The sequence below is a fragment of the Arthrobacter sp. OAP107 genome, assembly GCF_040546765.1.
Classification (GTDB): domain Bacteria; phylum Actinomycetota; class Actinomycetes; order Actinomycetales; family Micrococcaceae; genus Arthrobacter.
Genome location: NZ_JBEPOK010000001.1, coordinates 3,962,984 through 3,980,838 on the forward strand (window position 1 = coordinate 3,962,984; position 17,855 = coordinate 3,980,838).

Consider the following 17,855-nt stretch of genomic DNA (forward strand, 5'->3'; position numbering starts at 1 on the left):
CCAGCGTTTTCAGGCGCGACGGCGGGCGCCCGGGTCGGGCGTCTTGAGGCCCGCTTCGCTGCGGGCCGTAGCTGCCCAGGTGGCCAGCAGATTCAGTGCATCGTGCCCCCGGGTGCCGGGTTCGGCACTGTAGGCGATCAGGGTCAGGCCGTCGTCACCGGGAAGCTGCATTGCCTGGAACGTGAGTTCGAAGTCGCCGACGACGGGGTGGTGGAAGGGCTTCACACCGGTGCGGTGGAGCCGGACGTTTTGCGCGGCCCACATGGTCCGGAAGTCCTCGCTTCTGGTGGAGAGCTCTCCGATGAGGTCGGTGAGATCACGGTTGTGCGGGTCACGGGCCGCTTCCTGCCGGAGGATCGCGACGACGTCCTGGGCCGTTGATTCCCAACCGGGCACCTGCTCCCGGGAGCCGGCGTCCAGGAAGACGAAGCGGGCGAAGTTTCGGGGCTGCTGCGGCTCGTCGCCGTTGGGGTGGTACAGCGCACGGGCCAGGTCGTTCATGCCAAGGACATCGAGTCTGCCGTTTTGAACGAAGGCCGGGATGCCGGTCATGCCGTCGAGAAGATGCTGGACGGCCGGGTTGAGCGTCTGCGGGCCGCGCCGTCGTTGCCGGGGCCGTTTCTGGTTTGCCGCGCGGGCGAGGTCGAAGAGGTAGGTGCGTTCGGCGTCGTCGAGTTTGAGGGCACGGGCAAGGGACTCGAGGATGCTGTCGGAGACGCCGGTGAGGTTTCCGCGCTCGAGCCTGTTGTAGTAATCGATGCTCATCCCGGACACAGCGGCGACTTCCTCGCGGCGGAGACCGGGCACGCGGCGCAGCCCACCGTAGACCGGAAGGCCGGCCATCTCAGGGGTGATCCGGGCACGACGCGATTTCAGGAACTCGCGTACTTCGCTGTTGTTCGTCACCCTTTCCACGGTACGCGCGAACATCTGGCCGGTGGGAGGTACTGCTATTACATGGAACACCAGCCACTACCTCGGGTTCGGGGACGGCGGTTGACTTGATGCCGGCGGGACGGCAAACCGCCATCCCAATGCAAACCAAACGATAGTAATGAGGAACCTCCATGGCAGCAGAAGTAGCAGTCATCATCGGCTCGGGCAGCATCGGTGTAGCGATCGGCCGCACCGCCGGCGTTGGCAGGAAGGTCGTGCTCGCTGACTACAGCGAGGAGACCATGAACGCCGCCGCAGTGCAGCTCCGCGGCGAAGGCTACGAGGTCACCACCCACGCGATCGACATTTCCGACCATGACGCCGTCGCCGCCCTGGCCGACACCGCCACATCCTTGGGGGATGTCACCCGCGTCGTTCTCGCCGCCGGGGTCTCCCCGGTCCAGGCAACCACCGAACGGGTACTGCACGTTGACCTTCTCGGCACCGCCTACGTCCTCGAGGAATTCGGGCGGGTCATCGCGCCGGGCGGCTCCGGCATCGTCATCTCCAGCATGGCTGGCCACATGGGCGAAGGCTACCCGCGCGACGTCGAACACGCACTGGCCTACACCGCAACGGGAGAACTGCTGGACCTGCCCTTCCTTGCCGCCGATACGGTGGGTGACTCCGGCGCCGCCTACACCCTCGCGAAGCGCGGCAACGCCCTGCGCGTTCAGGCGGCAGCCGTCACCTGGGGAGGGCGCGGGGCACGCATCAACTCCCTGAGCCCGGGCATCATCTCGACCCCGCTCGCCCAGGACGAGATGTCCGGACCGTTCGCCGAAGGCTATCGCACCATGATCCGAACCTCGGCCGCCGGTCGCATGGGCACCCCGGCGGAAGTCGCCGCCACGGCAGCGTTCCTCCTCGGCCCGGAAGGGGCCTTCATCACCGGCTCCGACCTCCTCATGGACGGCGGGGTCATCGCAGCGATGCGAGCCGGCCAGCTTTAAGGAACGGCAGCGCTTCCCCACGCCTGCACGGGACGGCAGCCGGGTTGCCCGTCGTTGTTCACGTCCTGCCGGGCGGGACATCATCGACAGGAACGTAGTCGCCGTGCCGGTGGACGATCTTCCACTCTCCGCCTTCGCGGCGGTAGACGTGGGTGACGCGGATCTTGGTGGACTGCGGCGGACCGCCGTCGACCGACAGGTCAGCGCGCTCAAACCCGACGGTGTAGGCAAGGTCCCCGCTGGCCCCGGCTGCCAGCAGCTCGAAGCTGTACGCGGTGCAGTTCGAGAACCGTGAGGCCACCCAGCGGAACGTCTGACTGACGCTGTCCCATCCCGCGTTGGACATGCCCATCGCACCCAACAAGGTGACCGGATCGGAGCGGGACCACAGGGCCATTCTGGGCTCCACCTCGCCGCTGTGGATCGCCGTTTCCGCTGCTATCTGCCGGTCCAGCATGGCGGTCAGGAAATCGTCGAGCTCGCTCATGTCTGTCTCCTTCGCCGGCCTAGGCGCCGCGCCGTGCCCGTCGGGGCTTTGCCGCCAGCGTGGCACTTCCCATGTATGGCGTCAACGGCGGGGCGCTTCAGTTGCCGAGGAGCCGGCGTTCGTGGGCAAACGCGATCAGCTGCAGTCGCGTTCGGAGCTGAAGCTTGTCCAGCACGCTGCGCAGGTGTGTCTTGACGGTGGCCTCGGAGACGAACAGGCCCTCGGCCATCTCCCCGTTCGTGAGTCCCTTCGCGGCGAGGAGGAACACATCCCGCTCCCGGGCCGAGAGGACATCCAGGACGGACAGATCCGGCCCCGCAACGGGAGCCCGTCTCGCCGCGTGTTCGAACAGGGAGTGCACCGACCCCGGAGCTATGACGGAATATCCGGAGTGGACAGTCCGTATGGCGGCGAGCAGGAACTCCGGCTCGGCGCTCTTGAGCAGGTACCCGCTGGCCCCGGCCTGTACGGCTTCCACCACAGCATGATCCCGGTTGAAGGTGGTCAGCGCGATAATCTTTGGCTTGTCTGTGTTCCCGGCGTCGGCCTGGCTGATGATCCGGCCGGTGGCTGTGACCCCGTCCAGGACCGGCATGCGCAGGTCGATCAGCATCACGTCCGGCCGGCGCTCGGCCGCCAAGGCCACGGCCTGTTCCCCGTCGGAGGCCTCCCCGGCGACTTCCATGTCCACCTGGCTTTCGATGAGCATGCGGATGCCCGCCCGGAACAGTGGCTGGTCATCGACCAACGCGACCTTGATGCGTGCTGCGGCCTCACCCATGGTTGTCAGCTGCCGCCGTGGCGGACACCGCAACAAGAGCGGCCTGCTCGCTGGACCGGTCGCCTGCCCCTCCATCCGTCGTATTCGGACTTCCTCCCGTATACGGAATGAACACCGTCACCCGGAATTGCTCGCCGTCCGGTCCGGCCGTCAGCCAGCCGCCCGCCATGTGGGCGCGTTCGCGCATTCCGGGAAGGCCACGGCCAGACCGGTGCGGCGCCGACTCCACAGAGTGTCCCCTGGCGGCCACTGTTGCCGATGCGGCGTGCAAGGTCAGGCCCGGACCGCTCCAATCGAAGTGCAGACGGACTGCCGTTCCCCTCCCGCCGTGTTTAAGGGCGTTGGTCAGGCATTCCTGGACGATGCGGTAGACCGCCACCTGCTGTCCGCCGGACAGTTCAACGCGTGTGCCCGATTCACTGGATTCGATTTTCAGGCTGCCCCGCCGCATACCCTCGATCAGCACCTCAATGTCACTGAGCCGTGGCTGCGGGACGGCCATGCCGTCGTCGCGCACCCCTTCGATGACGCGCTGGGCGTCCACCAGCGCTGTCCGGGCCGACCCCGCAATGTTTTCCAGTGCGCTGAGGACAGTTTTCGGCTGGTCCTTGCTCAGGTACCGGGTTCCGTCGGCCTGCGCCGCTATGACGGCGAGGGAGTGGGCGAGGACGTCGTGGAGGTCCCGGGCGATGCGTGTCCTCTCCTGTTCCACGATCAGGTCCACCTCGGCCGCCTCAAGCGTGCTCTGGGCAAGGTCCCGCGCACGGAACAGGGATCCCCGCTCCTGGTAGAGAGCCAGCAGGAGTCCCACGGCGAAGCATGCAGCTGCGATCAGAACGAAGAGCGAAAAGAGCTGCCATCCGTTCTGGCGAAGCATCGCCCAGTCGCCGCCGAAGTGGAAGTACCACCCCACGCCGGCGCCGTACCGCCACGAAAGCAGGAGGAACGACATGGCAGCTGCGAAGAGCACATTGGCCCCGGCCGCGACCAGCCGCGCCCGTCCCTGGTGCAGCCAGGCGATGAAGACCAGGGCCACAAAGGAGCCGATGTAAATCGCCCAGTCGTTGTCGTACATCGGCGGGATCAGGTATGCCAGCTGGCCGGCAAGCAGCAGGGCAACGAGCGCCAGGGACGCCGCCGGCCGCCAGGCGGCCACCGCAATCGCCAGCGTGACCAGCACGAGCGGCAGAGTCCCAGGCCACGTGACCAATCCGCCTGATCCGAAGCCCACGGCCGGTGCCATCCGGCCGGCTTCGGCCACGCACCACAGGGAGAAGAAAATGACGGCCGCCACCGGGGCGCCCCAATGCCGTGCAAACTTCATTACTGGTTCCATGCCTGCCACCCTATCCACGGCTTTCAGGCGTGGAACGCCGTTTCCGGCCAATCTCCACCTGGGAGCCAGAACATTCATTCCGAAAGCCAGCCAAAGCATTCTGAAACCAGCCACCCCGCGCGGGTCAACGCCCCATTTGGGGTGAGACGCAGCCGGTCCGGGCAGAGCCTGCAAGGTTTTTCCAGTGACTCCAGCCCACACTGGGGCCCGTTACACCTCAGGTCTCTGCAACTCCACGGGGGAGAACGAACTCGCGGCGCTTTGTCGCGGGTGGCGTTGCATGTCAACCCATATCAACGACTGGAGGAGACAATGGCGTCTCGCAGGGAAGTACTGAAACTGGGTGTGGTCGGAGCTGCCATGACGGGAGCGTTGGCCGGAAGCGCCGAGGCGGCGTCCACAGAGCCCATAAGCCAGAGCCAGCTGGCACCGCAGAACACCCCGGTCCCATTCAGGGGTGTCTTCCGGCGGCCCCCGGAGCTCGTGCCCTTTCAGAAGGGCTTCGACGGCGGTGACCCGAAACGGCCTTTCGAGCGCTACGCCCTCACCCAGAAACTCGGACAGGCCCACTTCCTGCCGGGCCTCACCACCACTCTGGCCGGATTCAACGGCATCTTCCCGGGCCCCACCATCCGGGCCAAGCAGGGCACCAGGATCGAGGTCCGGATCCGCAACGCGTTCCCGCAGCAGGGCCTGGTCCAGCCCGGGCCGTTCAGCACGTCCACCCACCTGCACGGCTCGGCGTCGCTGCCCCAATACGACGGATATGCCAATGACATTACCGTTTCCGGTTTCTTCAAGAATTACCACTACCCCAACAGGCAGACGGCGCGGACGCTTTGGTACCACGACCACAAGCACCACATCACCGCCCAGAATGTGTATTCGGGACTGGCGGCGTTCTACCCGATGTCCGACCGGTTTGAGAAGGCGCAGCTGCCACAGGGCGAGTTCGACGTCCCACTGATGCTTTCCGACGCGCTGTTCCAGTCGGACGGCTCACTCGGCTACAACGACAACGGCCAAAAGGGGCTCTGGGGCGACATCATCCTGGTCAACGGGGTGCCGTGGCCCACCATGAAGGTCAAGCCGCGTATCTACCGCTTCCGCGTGCTCGACGCCTCGATCTCACGCTCCTACCGGCCCACCCTCTCCAACGGTGAACCCGTCTACATCGTGGCCACCGACGCCGGGCTGACGCCGGTGGTCCAGGCCGTGTCGTCATGGCGGATGGGCACCGCGGAGCGCACCGAGATCCTGATCGACTTCCGCAAGTACAAGCCCGGGCAGACCGTCGACCTGCGGAACCTCAGCAACAAGAACAACATCGACTTTGCCAACACGAACAAGATCATGCGCTTCCAGGTGGTCGCCGATTCGGGCTCCGGGGCAGGGTCCATCTCCGCCATACCGTCGAGGCTGGACAACGGGGGATCGCCCACCGCGTCCCGGGGTGGGCTCGACACGATGAGCCTGACCCCGCAGATGGCCACGGTGAAGAGGCAGCTCAGGTTCGAGCGCCAGAACGGCCAGTGGACCATCAACGGGGTCATCTGGGACGACATTGAGAGGTCCGGGTTCACCAAGCTGTTCGGCAATCCGCAGCCCTTCGCCATCGAGCAGTGGACCATCATCAACCAGTCCGGAGGATGGTTCCACCCGGTGCACATCCACCTGATCGACGCCAAAATCATCGCCCGCAACACCAACGGCGGCAAACCGTTCGCGTGGGAGCTCGGGCCCAAGGACGTCTTCTACGCCGGGGAGAACGAGTCGATCACCACACTGATGCAGTTCGATGCGACGGCGCAGGAGGGAGGGCGGTACATGATCCACTGCCACAACCTGGTGCACGAGGACCACGACATGATGGTTCAGTACGCGCTGGCCAATCTGCGGACCAACGACCCCATCACCGCCGACCCGCCCAAGCGCGACACCCTGCCGGCGAACGCCTTCCCGCCGGTCTACCGGCCGCTGTTCCCGCCGGGGACGTGACCTGGCTCCGTGGCGCTGGGACAAAGCCGCAGACAACGTCACCCCCGCGCCTTACAATGGGCATCCACAGGCAGGTGCGCGGGCGCTCCTGCTTCGTTCGTGGACGGTGCAACCCCGGCCTGGACGGATCATGAATGGGGATGACTGATCATGAGCGACGGCGCACCTGACTCCGGACCGGAACCCCACGCCGTCCCGCCGCGTAAGCCGTCCAGTCCCCCACGCGTCGGGTCAGGCAGGGAAAGTACGACGGCGGCCAACGGGCCGCCTGCCCCGCCCACCATGGCGGTGGCCAGCAGGGAGGAAAGTCCCGCGCCGGCGCTCGACAACTATGCCGGGTTCATCGCGCGGCTGGACGCCGCGGCCGGCAGGCTCACTCCGCGGCGGGATGCCCTGGCCACTGCCCTCGGGGCTGCGGAACTTCTCCTCGCCCAGAACCAGACCGGGCTCGAGCTGTGGGGCCAGCGCCTCTCGCTCATCAGCCAGCTCCTGGCCCGGCACAGCGGAGCACATGAGGCGCGGAGATACGGCACCCTCCGGGAACTCCATGACGTTGCAGCCAAGATGGAGCGGATGTTCACCAGCCGCACACAGCGAATCCAGGATGTCTGCCATTCGATCAGGGAACGCCGGGACCAAATCAACACGTCGCTGTTCGAACTGGAGAAAAGCAGGGTCAAGCTGACGTCGTCCCGGATGCTCGCGCTGGAGAGGGAAAACCTCCGCAAGGTGGCCGATGATCTGTCCCTCTCTCCGGAGGGCACCGGCCTCGGTTTCCCCGATCCGGACCTTCGGGAAAGCCTTCGGGAAGCGCGCCAGGCAATCATTCTGGCCGAAGCCCTGCTCGAAGTGAAAGGGAACTGATCATGCCAAGGATCCAATCCCGGGAAGTCTGCAGCTTCACCTCCAAGCAATGGAGCGGCAGGCCCGCCGAGGGCGCGGGCGCCACGTTCGGCGGGTTTTCCGTCATCGGCTTCGTCATGTGTCTGCTGCTGATGACCTTCACACCTGCCCTGAGGGATGTCGGCGCCACGATGCTGTTCGTTGCGGGCTTCGCCACGGCGTTCACGGTCCTGGCCATCATCGGCAGGAGCTCGAGCGAGCGGACGTACCTGCAGCGGCTGACCGGCGCTGTCAATGAGGTGATTCTTGAACTGACGGCGGACCGGACGAACCAGCTCTCGCCTGATGGCCTCCGCTCACTCCTCGTGGACGGCGGCGGCCTCCCGCTGCTGGTGAACGGGGTGTCCGGCCTGCACCTGAAGGCGGTCCGGCAGCCCGCCCCCAAGCCGAAGCAGAACGGCAAGCCGAAGGCGGACGTGGTCACCACGACGCGGATCGTCATCGCGGCCACCCCACCGGACTACGGCATCCGCAGCTTCGACCGGCTCCTCGACACCGCGACCACGGACCCCGGCTTCAATTCGGCCGCCCCGTAGGCCGCAACACCTCGACTAGGGCCCGCCCCCGCGCAACGCGGGGTCACTTAGAGCCCAATGTGGGGCCTTCATTGGGCGCTAAGTGACCCCGTGTTGATGTGGGGGCGGACGGAAAAGGAGAGCTCAGTCGATGAGCACCGGTGGCTCGGCGCGTTCCGGAGACTGAGCGCGGTCCGCGGACACGACGCCCACCGGAGCCCCGGCGGAACGGTGGTGCAGCCAGTTGGCCACCGCCAGGAGGGCGACGAGGCCGAACGTGCTCAGGAGCTGGGGACGGGAGTCCTCGCCAATGAAGCCCACCGTGAAAATGGCCGCGAGGATGAGCAGGCCAAGGCCCGTCAGCCAGGGGAAGCCAGCCATCCGCAGCGGAAGGGCAATGCCGTCCCGGTCCGCGCGGAGGCGCAGTGCCAGCTGGGCGAGCAGGGCGGAGGTCCACACCAGCAGGGACGTCGAACCCACGATGTTCAGCAGGAGGGGAAGCACCTTCTCCGGAAAGGCCACCTCAAGCACGGCCGTGACGACGCCGAAGGAGACGCTGGCAAGTACGGCGACCACCGGGACGCGGGCCTTGGACAGGGAGGCGAGGACGCGCGGCGCTTCACCGCGTTCTGCGAGGGAGAACGCCATCCGGGACGCCCCGTAGAGGTTGGCGTTGAGGGCGGAGAGCAGTGCCGCGACGGCAACGAAGGTGATGGCGGTGGCTGCGCCGGGCATGCCTGCGGCATCCAGGACGGCAGCGAAGGGGCTCTTCAGGCCGGCCGATCCCACGGGAACCACGGCCGCGATGATGAAGATCGCACCGATGTAGAAGATGAGGATGCGCCACAGGACGGTGCGGACGGCCTTGCCGACGCTGCGGGCAGGATCCTTGGTCTCGGCTGCGGCCACGGAGACAATCTCTGTGCCGCCGAAGGCGAAAGCCACCACGAAGAGCGCCGTGGCGATCCCGGCGAAACCGTGCGGAGCGAAGTCGCCACCGGTGAAGGTGGCCAGGCCCGGCGACGCGACGCCCGGCAGCCAGCCGAAGAGGAGGGCGGCGCCGATGAGCAGGAAGCCGATGATTGCGGCCACCTTGAGCAGCGCGAACCAGAACTCGAATTCGCCGAAGTTCTTCACCTGGGTGAGGTTCACGGCGGTGAGCACCGCGATGAATATGAAGGCCATCAGCCATACCGGCAGGGCAGGGAAAATCGTGGCAAGCAGGCCCGCCGCACCGAGCGCTTCAGCCGCGATGACCACCACCAGCTGCAGCCACCAGAGCCAGCCCACCGTGGCACCGGCCACGGGCCCGAAGGCCCGGGCGGTATAGACGGAGAAGGCGCCGCTGTCCGGGTTGGCGGCGGCCATCTCACCAAGGGCCCACATCACCAGGATGATGAGGGTGCCGGCCACCAGGTAGGAGATCAGCACGGCCGGGCCGGCGGCCTGGATGCCGGCGCCCGAACCGATAAAGAGTCCCGCGCCGATGGCGCTCCCGAGTCCCATCATTGTGAGCTGGCGGGGTTTGAGGGCGGCGCCAAGCGCCGGGGCAGACGTCATTGTCCGTTGTTCCATGAAGAGTCCTCTGGGTTGTCTGTCGAACAGGTAGAGATCGAACGGTAAGAGTGGGACGGGTAAGGGTGGAACGGATAGGGGGTTCAGGCCGCCTGGGCTGCCAGGACGGCTGTCATGACTTGGAGCACGCGGTCGTTGGAGGCGGGGTCGGCAACGGTGATCCGGACGCCGTCGCCCTGGTAGGCGCGCACCATGATGTCCGCCTGGTCGAATGCGGCCACGAGCCTCGCCCGGAGGTCATCGTCGGCCCGGACCCACAGGAAGTTGCCCTGGCTCGGCTGCAGCTTCCAGCCCTGGGCCTCCAGCTGTGCGGCCAACCGCGAGCGCTCTTGCTTGACGACGGCGACCCTTGCCTGCATCTCGTCCGTCGCGTCCAGCGAGGCGATGGCAGCCTTCTGGGCCAGGGCCGTCACGGCGAACGGGATGGCGGTCCGGCGCAGTCCCTCGGCGATCGCCGGCGCGGCCACGGCGTAGCCCACGCGCAGGCCGGCGAGTCCGTAGGCCTTCGAGAAGGTGCGGAGGATGCACACGTTGGGGAACTCAGGGTAGAGCGCCAGCGAGTCAGGCCCGCTGCCCGCCTCGGCGTATTCCACGTAGGCCTCGTCGATCACCACGAGGATGTCGGAGCGGACGGAGCGGAGGAACGCCTCAACGCGTTCATGGCTGATCGGGACGCCCGTCGGGTTGTTGGGGGTGCAGAGCAGGACAATCCTGGTCCGTTCGGTGACGGCTGCGGCCATGGCGTCGAGGTCGTGGCCCTCGGCGGCGTCCAGCGGGATGCGGACGGGCCGGGCGCCGGCCAGTTCAACCAGGATGGGGTAGGCCTCGAAGCTCCGCCACGCGAAGATCACTTCATCCCCGGCGTCGCAAAGGCCGGTGATGATCTGCTGCAGAACGCCGACGCTGCCGGGTCCCACTGCGATCTCTTCGGCGGTGACACCAAGGTGGCCGGCGATCCGTTCCCGGAGTTCGACGGCGGCCATGTCCGGGTAGCGGTTCATCCTGCCGGCCGCTTCGGCCACCGCGGCGGCTGCCGCGGGCAGGGGTTCGTAATGGCTTTCGTTGCTGGCGAGGGCCGCGATGTCCTCGCCGGCACTGCGCCGGCCCGGTACATAGGACGGGAGGCCGGAGACCGCTGCACGCAGGGTGGGGTGCGCGGTCTCCGTGGCCATCAGTATCTGATCACTGGTCATGGGTCTAGATCATGGAAGTGACCCGGGCCACATTGCAAGATACTCTGGATGCCTTGGGACTTTTGCTCAACTTCTATCGTCTGTGGTGAAAATATGACCATCCCCACTCCCCGCACCTTCGATTCCCTGGACGCCAGGATCATCCTCGCCCTAGACAAGGACCCGGAAGCCAGTGCCCTGGCTCTTTCCCGGACGCTCGGCGTCGCGCGGAACACCGTGCACGCGCGCCTGGCTAAGCTGGAGAGCGGCGGCGCCCTCAGGTCCTTCAGCCGCAGGCTGGACCCGGCGGCTCTGGGCTACGGCCTGCTGGCCTTCCTCTCCCTGGCCATCAGCCAGGCCCGCGCCAAATCAGTGGAAAGCGGACTCGAAGCGATTCCGGAGGTCATCGAGGTGCATGCCACCACGGGAGACGCGGACCTCATGGCCAAGGTGGTGGCCCGGGATACGGCCGATCTCTACCGCATCACCAACCAGATCCTGGAAATCGACGGGATCCAGCGGACCAGCACCGCCATCTCCGTCGTGGAGCTCATGCCGCCCCGCTATGACGGCCTGCTGGCCCGGCTGTCACAGCAGGAGAACCGCCAGCCCGGCTAGGGCATGGGTGATCTGCACCACGCTTGGGCATATTTGCAGTATCTCCAGTAACGAACTGCCAAAAATACCAACTCATATCCGGTCTCTTGCCAATAGCGGATCCAGATCCGACGATTCCTGCATGACTTCTCTTACAGTGTCCGGCCGGGTGGCGCAGGTTCTCAGCAGCTATGTCAGTGATGTGTTCGGTGTGATGGGCAACGGAAACGTCTACTTCCTGGACGCCGCCGAGAAGGAGGGCCTCCGCTTCACCGCCGTACGCCACGAAGGTGCCGCCATCGCGGCGGCGGACGCCTACTACCGGGCATCCGGGCGGCTCGCGGCGGGGACCACCACCTACGGCCCCGGTTACACGAACGCCCTGACGGCCCTGGCGGAAGCGGTGCAGGCGCAGATCCCCGTGGTGCTCGTCACCGGGGACGCCCCGAGCAGCGGCGCCCGCCCCTGGGACGTGGACCAGGCGGCGATCGCCGCCGGTCTGGGCGCGGCAACCTTCACGGTCACCCGTGAGGCCGCCGGCTCCATCACGCAGGAAGCGGTGGAGTACGCACTTGCCCGGCGGACCGCCGTCGTCATTGCCGTTCCGTACGACCTGGCCGCCGTTGAGGCGGCGGACGAAGAGCTTCCCGCGCCGCCGGCGGCGGCTGCCGTGAGGGCCGACGCCGACGGCGGACTCGGCCGGGCGGCCGAACTGCTCGCCGGCGCGAAGCGGCCGCTCATCCTTGCCGGCCGCGGGGCGCACCTCGCCGGCGCCGGCCCCGAACTCCGGGAACTCGCCGACCGCCTCGGCGCGCTCACGGCCGGGACGGCATTGGCGCTGAACCTGCTGCAGGGCGAGGGCTACCTCGGCGTCGCGGGCGGCTTCGGCACGGAGACTGCCGCCGGGCTCATGGGCGAGGCGGACGTGGTGCTCGTGGCGGGAGCAAGCCTGAGCCCCTTCACCATGCGCTTCGGCCACCTGATCAGCCCGGACGCCACCGTGATCCAGATCGATGCCGCCCTGCAACCGACCAACCCGCGGGTGGACATGTTCGTCAGTGCGGACGCGAAGGCTGCCGCGGGCCGGCTCCTCCGGCTGATGGACCATGCCGCTCCGTCTCAGTCGGCCCGGGCCAATGCATCGAAAGCCTGGCGCGCGGAAGCACTCAAGCGCCTGGCCGAGGGACCCGGCCACCACCCCGGCAGCGCGGAGACCCCGGACGGCCGCCTTGACCCGCGGGCGCTGGCCACGGCACTGGATGCCGTCCTGCCGGAACGCCGCACCGTGGTCCAGGACGGCGGGCACTTCCTGGGCTGGGCACCCATGTACTGGCGCATCCCGCGGCCCCAGGACCTGGTAATGGTGGGCACCGCGTACCAGTCGATCGGGCTCGGCCTGGCCAGCGCAGTGGGGGTTTCCCGGGCCGTGGACGCGGGCAACACCCTGGTGCTGGCCGCGGGCGACGGCGGATTCCTGATGGGCCTGTCCGACCTGGAGTCGCTCGTGGGCGCGGCGGCCAGCGCCGTCGTCGTGATTTACAACGACGCCGCCTACGGGGCCGAGATCCATCAGTACGGCTCCCAGGGCCTGACCGAAAAGCCCATGCTGATCCCCGAGGTGGACTTCAGCGGGATTGCCCGCGCGATCGGGGCGGAATCCGCGATCATCCGCAAGCTGTCGGACCTCTCCGCGCTCACGGACTGGATCGAGGCTGGCGCCAAGGGCACCTTCGTGGCCGACTGCCGCATCACCTCGAGCGTCCGCGCCCCGTGGCTGACCGAATGGATGCAGGCAAAAGAGGCTGAGAAGGAGAAGGTCGCCGGCTGAGGCCCGGGCCGCCACTGGCATCGACCGGCGCGCAGGCGTAGCGTCGGATTGAAGTCGGTCCTTTGAAGGAGCCGGGATGGCTGGATGGAATGCTGACACTGCTGCAGGTTCGGCGGGGCCGGGCGCGGTCACATTGGTGGAGGGCTCATCGTTCTGCATCTCCGGGGCGAACGGCGACATCAGTCCGGACTATCCGCATGGGGTCTTCTTTGAGGACACCCGCATCCTGTCCACCTGGCATCTGACCGTAAACGGGGCCCCAGTGGAGCCCCTCGCGGCCAAGACCAAGGAACCGTACCGGGGCCTGTTTGCCGGCCGCGTCCCGCGCCCGGGCGGGCACGCGGACAGCCCGCTGATTGTCGAACGCCTCCGGGAGGTGGGCACCGGAATCCTGGAGCAGATCACCGTCAGGAACTACGCGGCGGTCCCCGCCGAGTGCGTGGTCTCCCTCAAAGTAGACGCGGACTTCGCTGACCTCTTCGAGGTGAAGGAGGCCCGCATCCAGCGGCGCTGGGACGAGTCCCGCCAAGCGGACGGTGACGCGCTGACCATCCGGGCGGCCTGGCAGAACATCCGGAAAGGCGTGGTTGTGTCAGCCAGGGGCGCCCACGCCACACCGGAGGCCCTGACGTTCCACGCCGTTGTCCCGCCGCATGGAGAATGGAGCGCCACCGTCAGCGCGGTGCCCACCGCAGACATGTCCGGTTCCGCGGCGCCCTTTGTTCGTTCAGACGACGGCGAACTGTCTCCGCGCGACCTCCGCCGGCAGGAGTGGGTGTCAAGGATTCCGGTCCTGCGCATGGGCAACCGCTCCATCGAGCGGACGCTTCGCCGCAGCTATGACGATCTGGGGGCACTTCGGATCGAGGACCCCGACCACCCGGACCGGATTGTGGTGGCCGCCGGCGCACCCTGGTTCATGGCACTGTTCGGCCGGGATTCGCTGTGGGCATCCCTGATGGCGCTACCGGTGGATCCGTCCCTGGCCTTCGGCACCATCCAGACCCTCGCCGAGCGCCAGGGCACAGTTGTGGATGTGATGAGCGAGGAGGAACCGGGGAAGATCCTGCACGAGGTCCGGCTCGATGTCTCCAGCGGCCTGGCCCTGGGCGGCAAGTCCGCCTACTACGGCAGCGTCGACGCCACACCGCTGTTCGTGGCCCTGTTCGGGGAAGTCAGCCGCTGGGGATTCGCCGCAGAAACCATCTCCGCCCTGCTGCCGCACGTGGACCGCGCGCTGGACTGGATCCGCGACTACGGGGACAAGGACGGCGACGGCTTCGTCGAGTACGAACGGCTCAACGACACCGGTCTGATCAACCAGGGCTGGAAGGATTCGTGGGACGGCATCAACTTTGCCGACGGGACCCTGGCCCAGCCCCCGATCGCACTCTGCGAGGTGCAGGCCTACGTTTACAGCGCCTACATGGCCCGGTCCTGGATAGCTTACGACGCCGGAGACGTGGCTTTGTCGGCCGAGTACAGGGAGCGCGGGGCGCAGCTAAAGAAGCAGTTCAACGAGCAGTTCTGGCTGCCCGACCGCGGCTACTATGCCATCGCCCTGGACGGCCACAAGCGGCCGGTGGATGCCTGCGCGTCCAACATGGGGCAATGCCTGCTGTTCGGCATCGTCGATGCGGACAAGGCCCCGCTGGTGGCCGAACGGCTCATGTCCCCGGAGATGTTCAGCGGCTGGGGCGTGCGGACCCTGGCCACCAACATGGGCGCCTACAACCCCGCCAGCTACCACAACGGATCCGTCTGGCCCCACGACAACGCGATCATCGCGGCCGGCCTCCTGCGCTACGGCCTCGTCGAGCCGGCACAGCGGATCTCCACAGCCCTCTTTGAAGCGGCCGAATACTCCGAAGGTCGGTTGCCGGAACTTTTCTGCGGCTTCAGCCGGGAGCACTTCGACGAACCCGTCCCCTACCCCACGGCATGCTCGCCCCAGGCCTGGGCCGCCACCACGCCGATCCAGCTCGTGAAGAGCCTGATGGGCTACTACGCCGATGTTGCCCGGGGCGGCCTCTGGATGGATCCCGTACTCCCGGAATCCTACGGCGACCTGCACATCACCAACGCCCCCATGGCCGGCGGCCGGATCACCATCGACATTTCCGGTTCCGTCGCGAACGTTCAGGGACTGCCCAAAGGCATGCTCTTCCACTATGGAATCCGCCCCTGGGCGTCCGACCTGGCGGAAAAGGCAAACCACGCAGGTGATGGGCATCCTGCCTAACCATGTGATTGCCTTTGGAACAGCGCAGCGGTTCCCGCCCCGAGGATCAGGACGACCGACAACCACAGGCCGCCTGCTATCCCCCATGAACCATCGGACAGGGCTCCCGAGATCACGGGGCCAATGCCCTGGCCCACGCTAAACGCGACGGTCTGGGCAGCAATTCCGGATGTACGTGCTTCTGGCGGCAAACTCCGTTTAGCGAGAACGGCAGCAGCGGTCGGGCCAGCCATGAACGCGCCTCCGAAGATCACCCCTGAGATCAGCGCTGCCGTCAGTCCCGACCCGACGAGGACTGGCAGCACTCCGAGAAGAACAACGAGCGAGACCAGCGCCAGCGCCCGCGCAGACGAAAGGCGGTCGATGATTTTGGCCCACAGGAACAAAGTGGACGCGGCGGAGGCGAGGCCAAGGGTGATGAAAAATATGGTTACCGGCCACCCTGAAAGGCCCTGAGCATTAAGGAGCGCGATGATGAAGGTCATGTAGGAGACGTAGCCTGCACCATAGAGCAGATTCCACATGAACGCCGGCACTAGAAAAGCGAGAGACACCGTCCGCCCCGTTCGCTGTCCGGTCGGCTGAATTCGGCCCGACGCGATGCCGGCTGGAACCAGAGCCAATGCGGCTGATGCGCCCATGACGAGCCAGCCTACGCGCCAACCCGGGCTCCCTAGCCAGGTCAGCACAACCGGAACCAGGATTCCGGAGAGTACGATGCCGATCCCTACCCCCGACATGAAGATTCCTACCATCTTTACGGACTGTCCTGGCGAAGACGTAGGAATTCGCGACGCGAGGGCCGCTCCGACGACGAAGAGGACGGCGGTAGCCACGCCTCCGACAAACCTAACGACGGCAAGGTAAGTGAATTCTCCACTCATCGCTGATGCGACAAGAGTCAGCGCACTGATGGCAATCCCCCACATATAGGTCCGCCGGCTGCCGAACTTGCGGGCCCACCAGGCACCGCTTGCCGACCCTAGAATGTATCCTGCGGCGTTGGCGGTGTTGATTCCTCCTGCAGTCGCATACGACCAGTCCAGATCAGACTTCATGGCGGGAAGTAACAACGCATAGGCGAACCGCATAAATCCAAGTGCAATGACCGGTCCGACGGCGAGCCCGAGCGCCAACAACGGGGCATTGCAGGGACTGCGTAAAGCCCCGCCAAAAGACTTTCGGACTGGTGAATCAATTTGGTTTTCCACGAGGGCCTTCCAGAACAGTTGATTTCCTACTCTTATGGCGGGAGAGACCGGCAGTCCTCGGTCTCTCCCGCGTCATCATTGAGTTACAGCGGCGCCGTTCCGCCGCCGCTACGCGCGGTGACCGGACGGATGTTGTATCCGTCGTCTCTGAGGATCAGCCGTCTGGTCCAGTCACTAATCAGCCAGATGGCCGCTCCGTCCTCCATGACGCCGTCGGTCCTCCCCACTTTGGGAGGTAGGAACGGGCTGATCAGGACGACTGTCACGTTGGCTGGGATTTCGGCCCAGTCCTCGATGACTTCTCCAAGGAGGAGCGTGCCCAAGCCTTCGTCGGCCAGAAAGTGCCTGAAGTTTCCCTCAAAGTACCCTTGCCTGATTTGCCGCATGGCTGTCCTCGGGAATGCGTTCGGTGTAGGTGTGAAATGCCCAGCCGGTCAGACTGAGCTGCCTGGTTCTCCAACGGGTTGCACCGGCGAATCCTGGATCCAGCCGGCCCAAGCCGCGTGAGCAATGAGGGTTTGGCCGCCAGCACGGAACTCGTGCATCTGCCATTGCGATGATGACGCTGTGCCGGAGTCGAGGCCGCCCGTTGTCATTGCGCCCTCAGTCCTGTCCTCGTAAAAGGTTGCAAAGTCCGTCACGCGTTGCCGTGGGGTGGTGAAACTGTGCAACCGGTGTGATGTGTCCGCATATCCCAGGGACAGTCCGCAGATGATCCTGTGATCGTCTGGGATTTCCAGGTGGCTTCTTATGACCGGGTAGTAATCCAGGAACGAGGCTTGGGGGCATGTGTCGAGTCCTGACGCACGAGCAGCAAGCATCGTAGCCTGCAGGAACAGACCGGCGTCGATGAGCGCACTGTCCAGCTGGTGACGGCTGACCGTGAGGAAGATGCCGATGGGAGCTCCAAAAAACTCATAGTTGCGTCGGTGGTGGGCGTCCCTGCCAGCAAGGTCCGTGAAGTCTATTCCCAGCGTTTCGCCGTAGAGGCCCTGGCCGAAATCGCTCCGCCGAGACTGGAAGGGTTCCACCCATTCGTCCGGGCGTGGCTGATAGTCGAACTCGCACCTCTGGACGCGTTCTCCGGCGTCGTGGGCCTGCAGAAGAGCCGCTGTTAGGCGATCCTTTGCGGTACCGGAAAGAACGTGGACCTGCCACGGTTGCCCATTCGAATTGCTGGCTGAGCGAGAGGCAAGCTCCAAGATCCCCTCAACAGTGCTTCTAGAAACCGGCCTCGGCAAGAAAGCACGCACGCTGCGCCTGCTAAGCAGGGCTTCCTCGACACTCATCCGCTGTAGGGCGGGGCGGGTCACCGCGCTGC

General features: G+C 66.1%; 16 protein-coding genes. 7 read left to right on the forward strand and 9 right to left on the reverse strand.

What is annotated here, in order from left to right; genetic code table 11:
- Positions 1-9: 9 nt before the first annotated feature.
- Positions 10-906, reverse strand: a complete 897-nt coding sequence (locus tag ABIE00_RS18140) for a helix-turn-helix transcriptional regulator (RefSeq protein ID WP_354262093.1) — start codon at positions 904-906, stop codon at positions 10-12.
- Between the two features lie 161 nt (positions 907-1,067).
- Here ABIE00_RS18140 and ABIE00_RS18145 point away from each other — a divergent pair, with 161 nt between their 5' ends.
- The gene (locus ABIE00_RS18145; RefSeq protein WP_354262094.1) at positions 1,068-1,889 is read left to right on the forward strand and encodes an SDR family oxidoreductase; all 822 of its coding nucleotides are present in this window, start codon (positions 1,068-1,070) and stop codon (positions 1,887-1,889) included.
- A gap of 58 nt (positions 1,890-1,947) precedes the next feature.
- Here ABIE00_RS18145 and ABIE00_RS18150 read toward each other — a convergent pair whose 3' ends face one another.
- The 3 genes from ABIE00_RS18150 to ABIE00_RS18160 all read right to left on the reverse strand — a co-directional run bounded on the left by ABIE00_RS18150 (position 1,948) and on the right by ABIE00_RS18160 (position 4,481).
- Positions 1,948-2,376 carry a YybH family protein gene (locus tag ABIE00_RS18150; protein WP_354262095.1) on the reverse strand — a complete coding sequence of 143 codons (429 nt, stop codon included), beginning with the start codon at positions 2,374-2,376 and terminating at the stop codon, positions 1,948-1,950.
- Between the two features lie 97 nt (positions 2,377-2,473).
- Positions 2,474-3,157 carry a response regulator gene (locus ABIE00_RS18155; protein WP_354262096.1) on the reverse strand — a complete coding sequence of 228 codons (684 nt, stop codon included), beginning with the start codon at positions 3,155-3,157 and terminating at the stop codon, positions 2,474-2,476.
- Positions 3,150-4,481, reverse strand: coding sequence for a sensor histidine kinase (locus ABIE00_RS18160; protein WP_354262097.1), 1,332 nt, complete (start codon positions 4,479-4,481; stop codon positions 3,150-3,152). Before ABIE00_RS18160 ends, ABIE00_RS18155 begins: the two co-directional genes overlap by 8 nt.
- A 324-nt stretch (positions 4,482-4,805) precedes the next feature.
- Here ABIE00_RS18160 and ABIE00_RS18165 point away from each other — a divergent pair, with 324 nt between their 5' ends.
- From ABIE00_RS18165 to ABIE00_RS18175, 3 genes are all read left to right on the forward strand, one after another.
- Positions 4,806-6,491: a multicopper oxidase family protein gene (locus ABIE00_RS18165; protein WP_354262098.1), complete on the forward strand. Its 1,686-nt coding sequence runs from the start codon at positions 4,806-4,808 to the stop codon at positions 6,489-6,491.
- Positions 6,492-6,641: 150 nt separating this feature from the next.
- The gene (locus ABIE00_RS18170) at positions 6,642-7,355 is read left to right on the forward strand and encodes a hypothetical protein (RefSeq protein ID WP_354262099.1); all 714 of its coding nucleotides are present in this window, start codon (positions 6,642-6,644) and stop codon (positions 7,353-7,355) included.
- Between the two features lie 2 nt (positions 7,356-7,357).
- Positions 7,358-7,930 (forward strand): hypothetical protein, encoded by a 573-nt coding sequence (locus ABIE00_RS18175; protein WP_354262101.1) that lies wholly within the window; start codon positions 7,358-7,360, stop codon positions 7,928-7,930.
- Positions 7,931-8,053: 123 nt separating this feature from the next.
- Here the strand turns inward: ABIE00_RS18175 and ABIE00_RS18180 are convergent, their stop codons facing one another.
- Positions 8,054-9,484: an amino acid permease gene (locus tag ABIE00_RS18180; protein WP_354262102.1), complete on the reverse strand. Its 1,431-nt coding sequence runs from the start codon at positions 9,482-9,484 to the stop codon at positions 8,054-8,056.
- 83 nt (positions 9,485-9,567) lie between these two features.
- Positions 9,568-10,677 (reverse strand): histidinol-phosphate transaminase, encoded by a 1,110-nt coding sequence (gene hisC / locus ABIE00_RS18185; protein ID WP_354262103.1) that lies wholly within the window; start codon positions 10,675-10,677, stop codon positions 9,568-9,570.
- A 93-nt stretch (positions 10,678-10,770) separates the two neighbouring features.
- On the opposite strand from hisC, the gene ABIE00_RS18190 reads away from it, so the two are divergent.
- The 3 genes from ABIE00_RS18190 (at position 10,771) to ABIE00_RS18200 (ending at position 15,323) form a co-directional block, all read left to right on the forward strand.
- Positions 10,771-11,274: an Lrp/AsnC family transcriptional regulator gene (locus ABIE00_RS18190; RefSeq protein WP_354262104.1), complete on the forward strand. Its 504-nt coding sequence runs from the start codon at positions 10,771-10,773 to the stop codon at positions 11,272-11,274.
- Between the two features lie 121 nt (positions 11,275-11,395).
- Complete coding sequence (locus tag ABIE00_RS18195) at positions 11,396-13,081, forward strand: thiamine pyrophosphate-binding protein (RefSeq protein WP_354262105.1); 1,686 nt, start codon at positions 11,396-11,398, stop codon at positions 13,079-13,081.
- Positions 13,082-13,157: 76 nt separating this feature from the next.
- The gene (locus tag ABIE00_RS18200; RefSeq protein WP_354262106.1) at positions 13,158-15,323 is read left to right on the forward strand and encodes an amylo-alpha-1,6-glucosidase; all 2,166 of its coding nucleotides are present in this window, start codon (positions 13,158-13,160) and stop codon (positions 15,321-15,323) included.
- Here the strand turns inward: ABIE00_RS18200 and ABIE00_RS18205 are convergent.
- From ABIE00_RS18205 to ABIE00_RS18215, 3 genes are all read right to left on the reverse strand, one after another.
- Positions 15,320-16,534, reverse strand: coding sequence for a YbfB/YjiJ family MFS transporter (locus tag ABIE00_RS18205; protein ID WP_354262108.1), 1,215 nt, complete (start codon positions 16,532-16,534; stop codon positions 15,320-15,322). The genes ABIE00_RS18200 and ABIE00_RS18205 overlap by 4 nt on opposite strands.
- A gap of 83 nt (positions 16,535-16,617) precedes the next feature.
- A complete protein-coding gene (locus ABIE00_RS18210; RefSeq protein WP_354262109.1) occupies positions 16,618-16,920 on the reverse strand; it encodes a hypothetical protein in 303 nt (100 codons plus the stop codon).
- A 48-nt stretch (positions 16,921-16,968) separates the two neighbouring features.
- A complete protein-coding gene (locus tag ABIE00_RS18215) occupies positions 16,969-17,823 on the reverse strand; it encodes a nitroreductase (protein WP_354262110.1) in 855 nt (284 codons plus the stop codon).
- Positions 17,824-17,855: the final 32 nt, after the last annotated feature.

Excerpts from the sequence above, each read along its gene's own strand:
- ABIE00_RS18145 (WP_354262094.1), top strand. The coding sequence starts at position 1,068 with ATGGCAGCAGAAGTAGCAGTCATCATCGGCTCGGGCAGCATCGGTGTA.
- ABIE00_RS18150 (WP_354262095.1), bottom strand. The coding sequence starts at position 2,376 with ATGAGCGAGCTCGACGATTTCCTGACCGCCATGCTGGACCGGCAGATA.
- ABIE00_RS18155 (WP_354262096.1), bottom strand. The coding sequence starts at position 3,157 with ATGGGTGAGGCCGCAGCACGCATCAAGGTCGCGTTGGTCGATGACCAG.
- ABIE00_RS18160 (WP_354262097.1), bottom strand. The coding sequence starts at position 4,481 with ATGAAGTTTGCACGGCATTGGGGCGCCCCGGTGGCGGCCGTCATTTTC.
- ABIE00_RS18165 (WP_354262098.1), top strand. The coding sequence starts at position 4,806 with ATGGCGTCTCGCAGGGAAGTACTGAAACTGGGTGTGGTCGGAGCTGCC.
- ABIE00_RS18170 (WP_354262099.1), top strand. The coding sequence starts at position 6,642 with ATGAGCGACGGCGCACCTGACTCCGGACCGGAACCCCACGCCGTCCCG.
- ABIE00_RS18175 (WP_354262101.1), top strand. The coding sequence starts at position 7,358 with ATGCCAAGGATCCAATCCCGGGAAGTCTGCAGCTTCACCTCCAAGCAA.
- ABIE00_RS18180 (WP_354262102.1), bottom strand. The coding sequence starts at position 9,484 with ATGGAACAACGGACAATGACGTCTGCCCCGGCGCTTGGCGCCGCCCTC.
- hisC (WP_354262103.1), bottom strand. The coding sequence starts at position 10,677 with ATGACCAGTGATCAGATACTGATGGCCACGGAGACCGCGCACCCCACC.
- ABIE00_RS18190 (WP_354262104.1), top strand. The coding sequence starts at position 10,771 with ATGACCATCCCCACTCCCCGCACCTTCGATTCCCTGGACGCCAGGATC.
- ABIE00_RS18195 (WP_354262105.1), top strand. The coding sequence starts at position 11,396 with ATGACTTCTCTTACAGTGTCCGGCCGGGTGGCGCAGGTTCTCAGCAGC.
- ABIE00_RS18200 (WP_354262106.1), top strand. The coding sequence starts at position 13,158 with ATGGCTGGATGGAATGCTGACACTGCTGCAGGTTCGGCGGGGCCGGGC.
- ABIE00_RS18210 (WP_354262109.1), bottom strand. The coding sequence starts at position 16,920 with ATGCGGCAAATCAGGCAAGGGTACTTTGAGGGAAACTTCAGGCACTTT.
- ABIE00_RS18215 (WP_354262110.1), bottom strand. The coding sequence starts at position 17,823 with ATGAGTGTCGAGGAAGCCCTGCTTAGCAGGCGCAGCGTGCGTGCTTTC.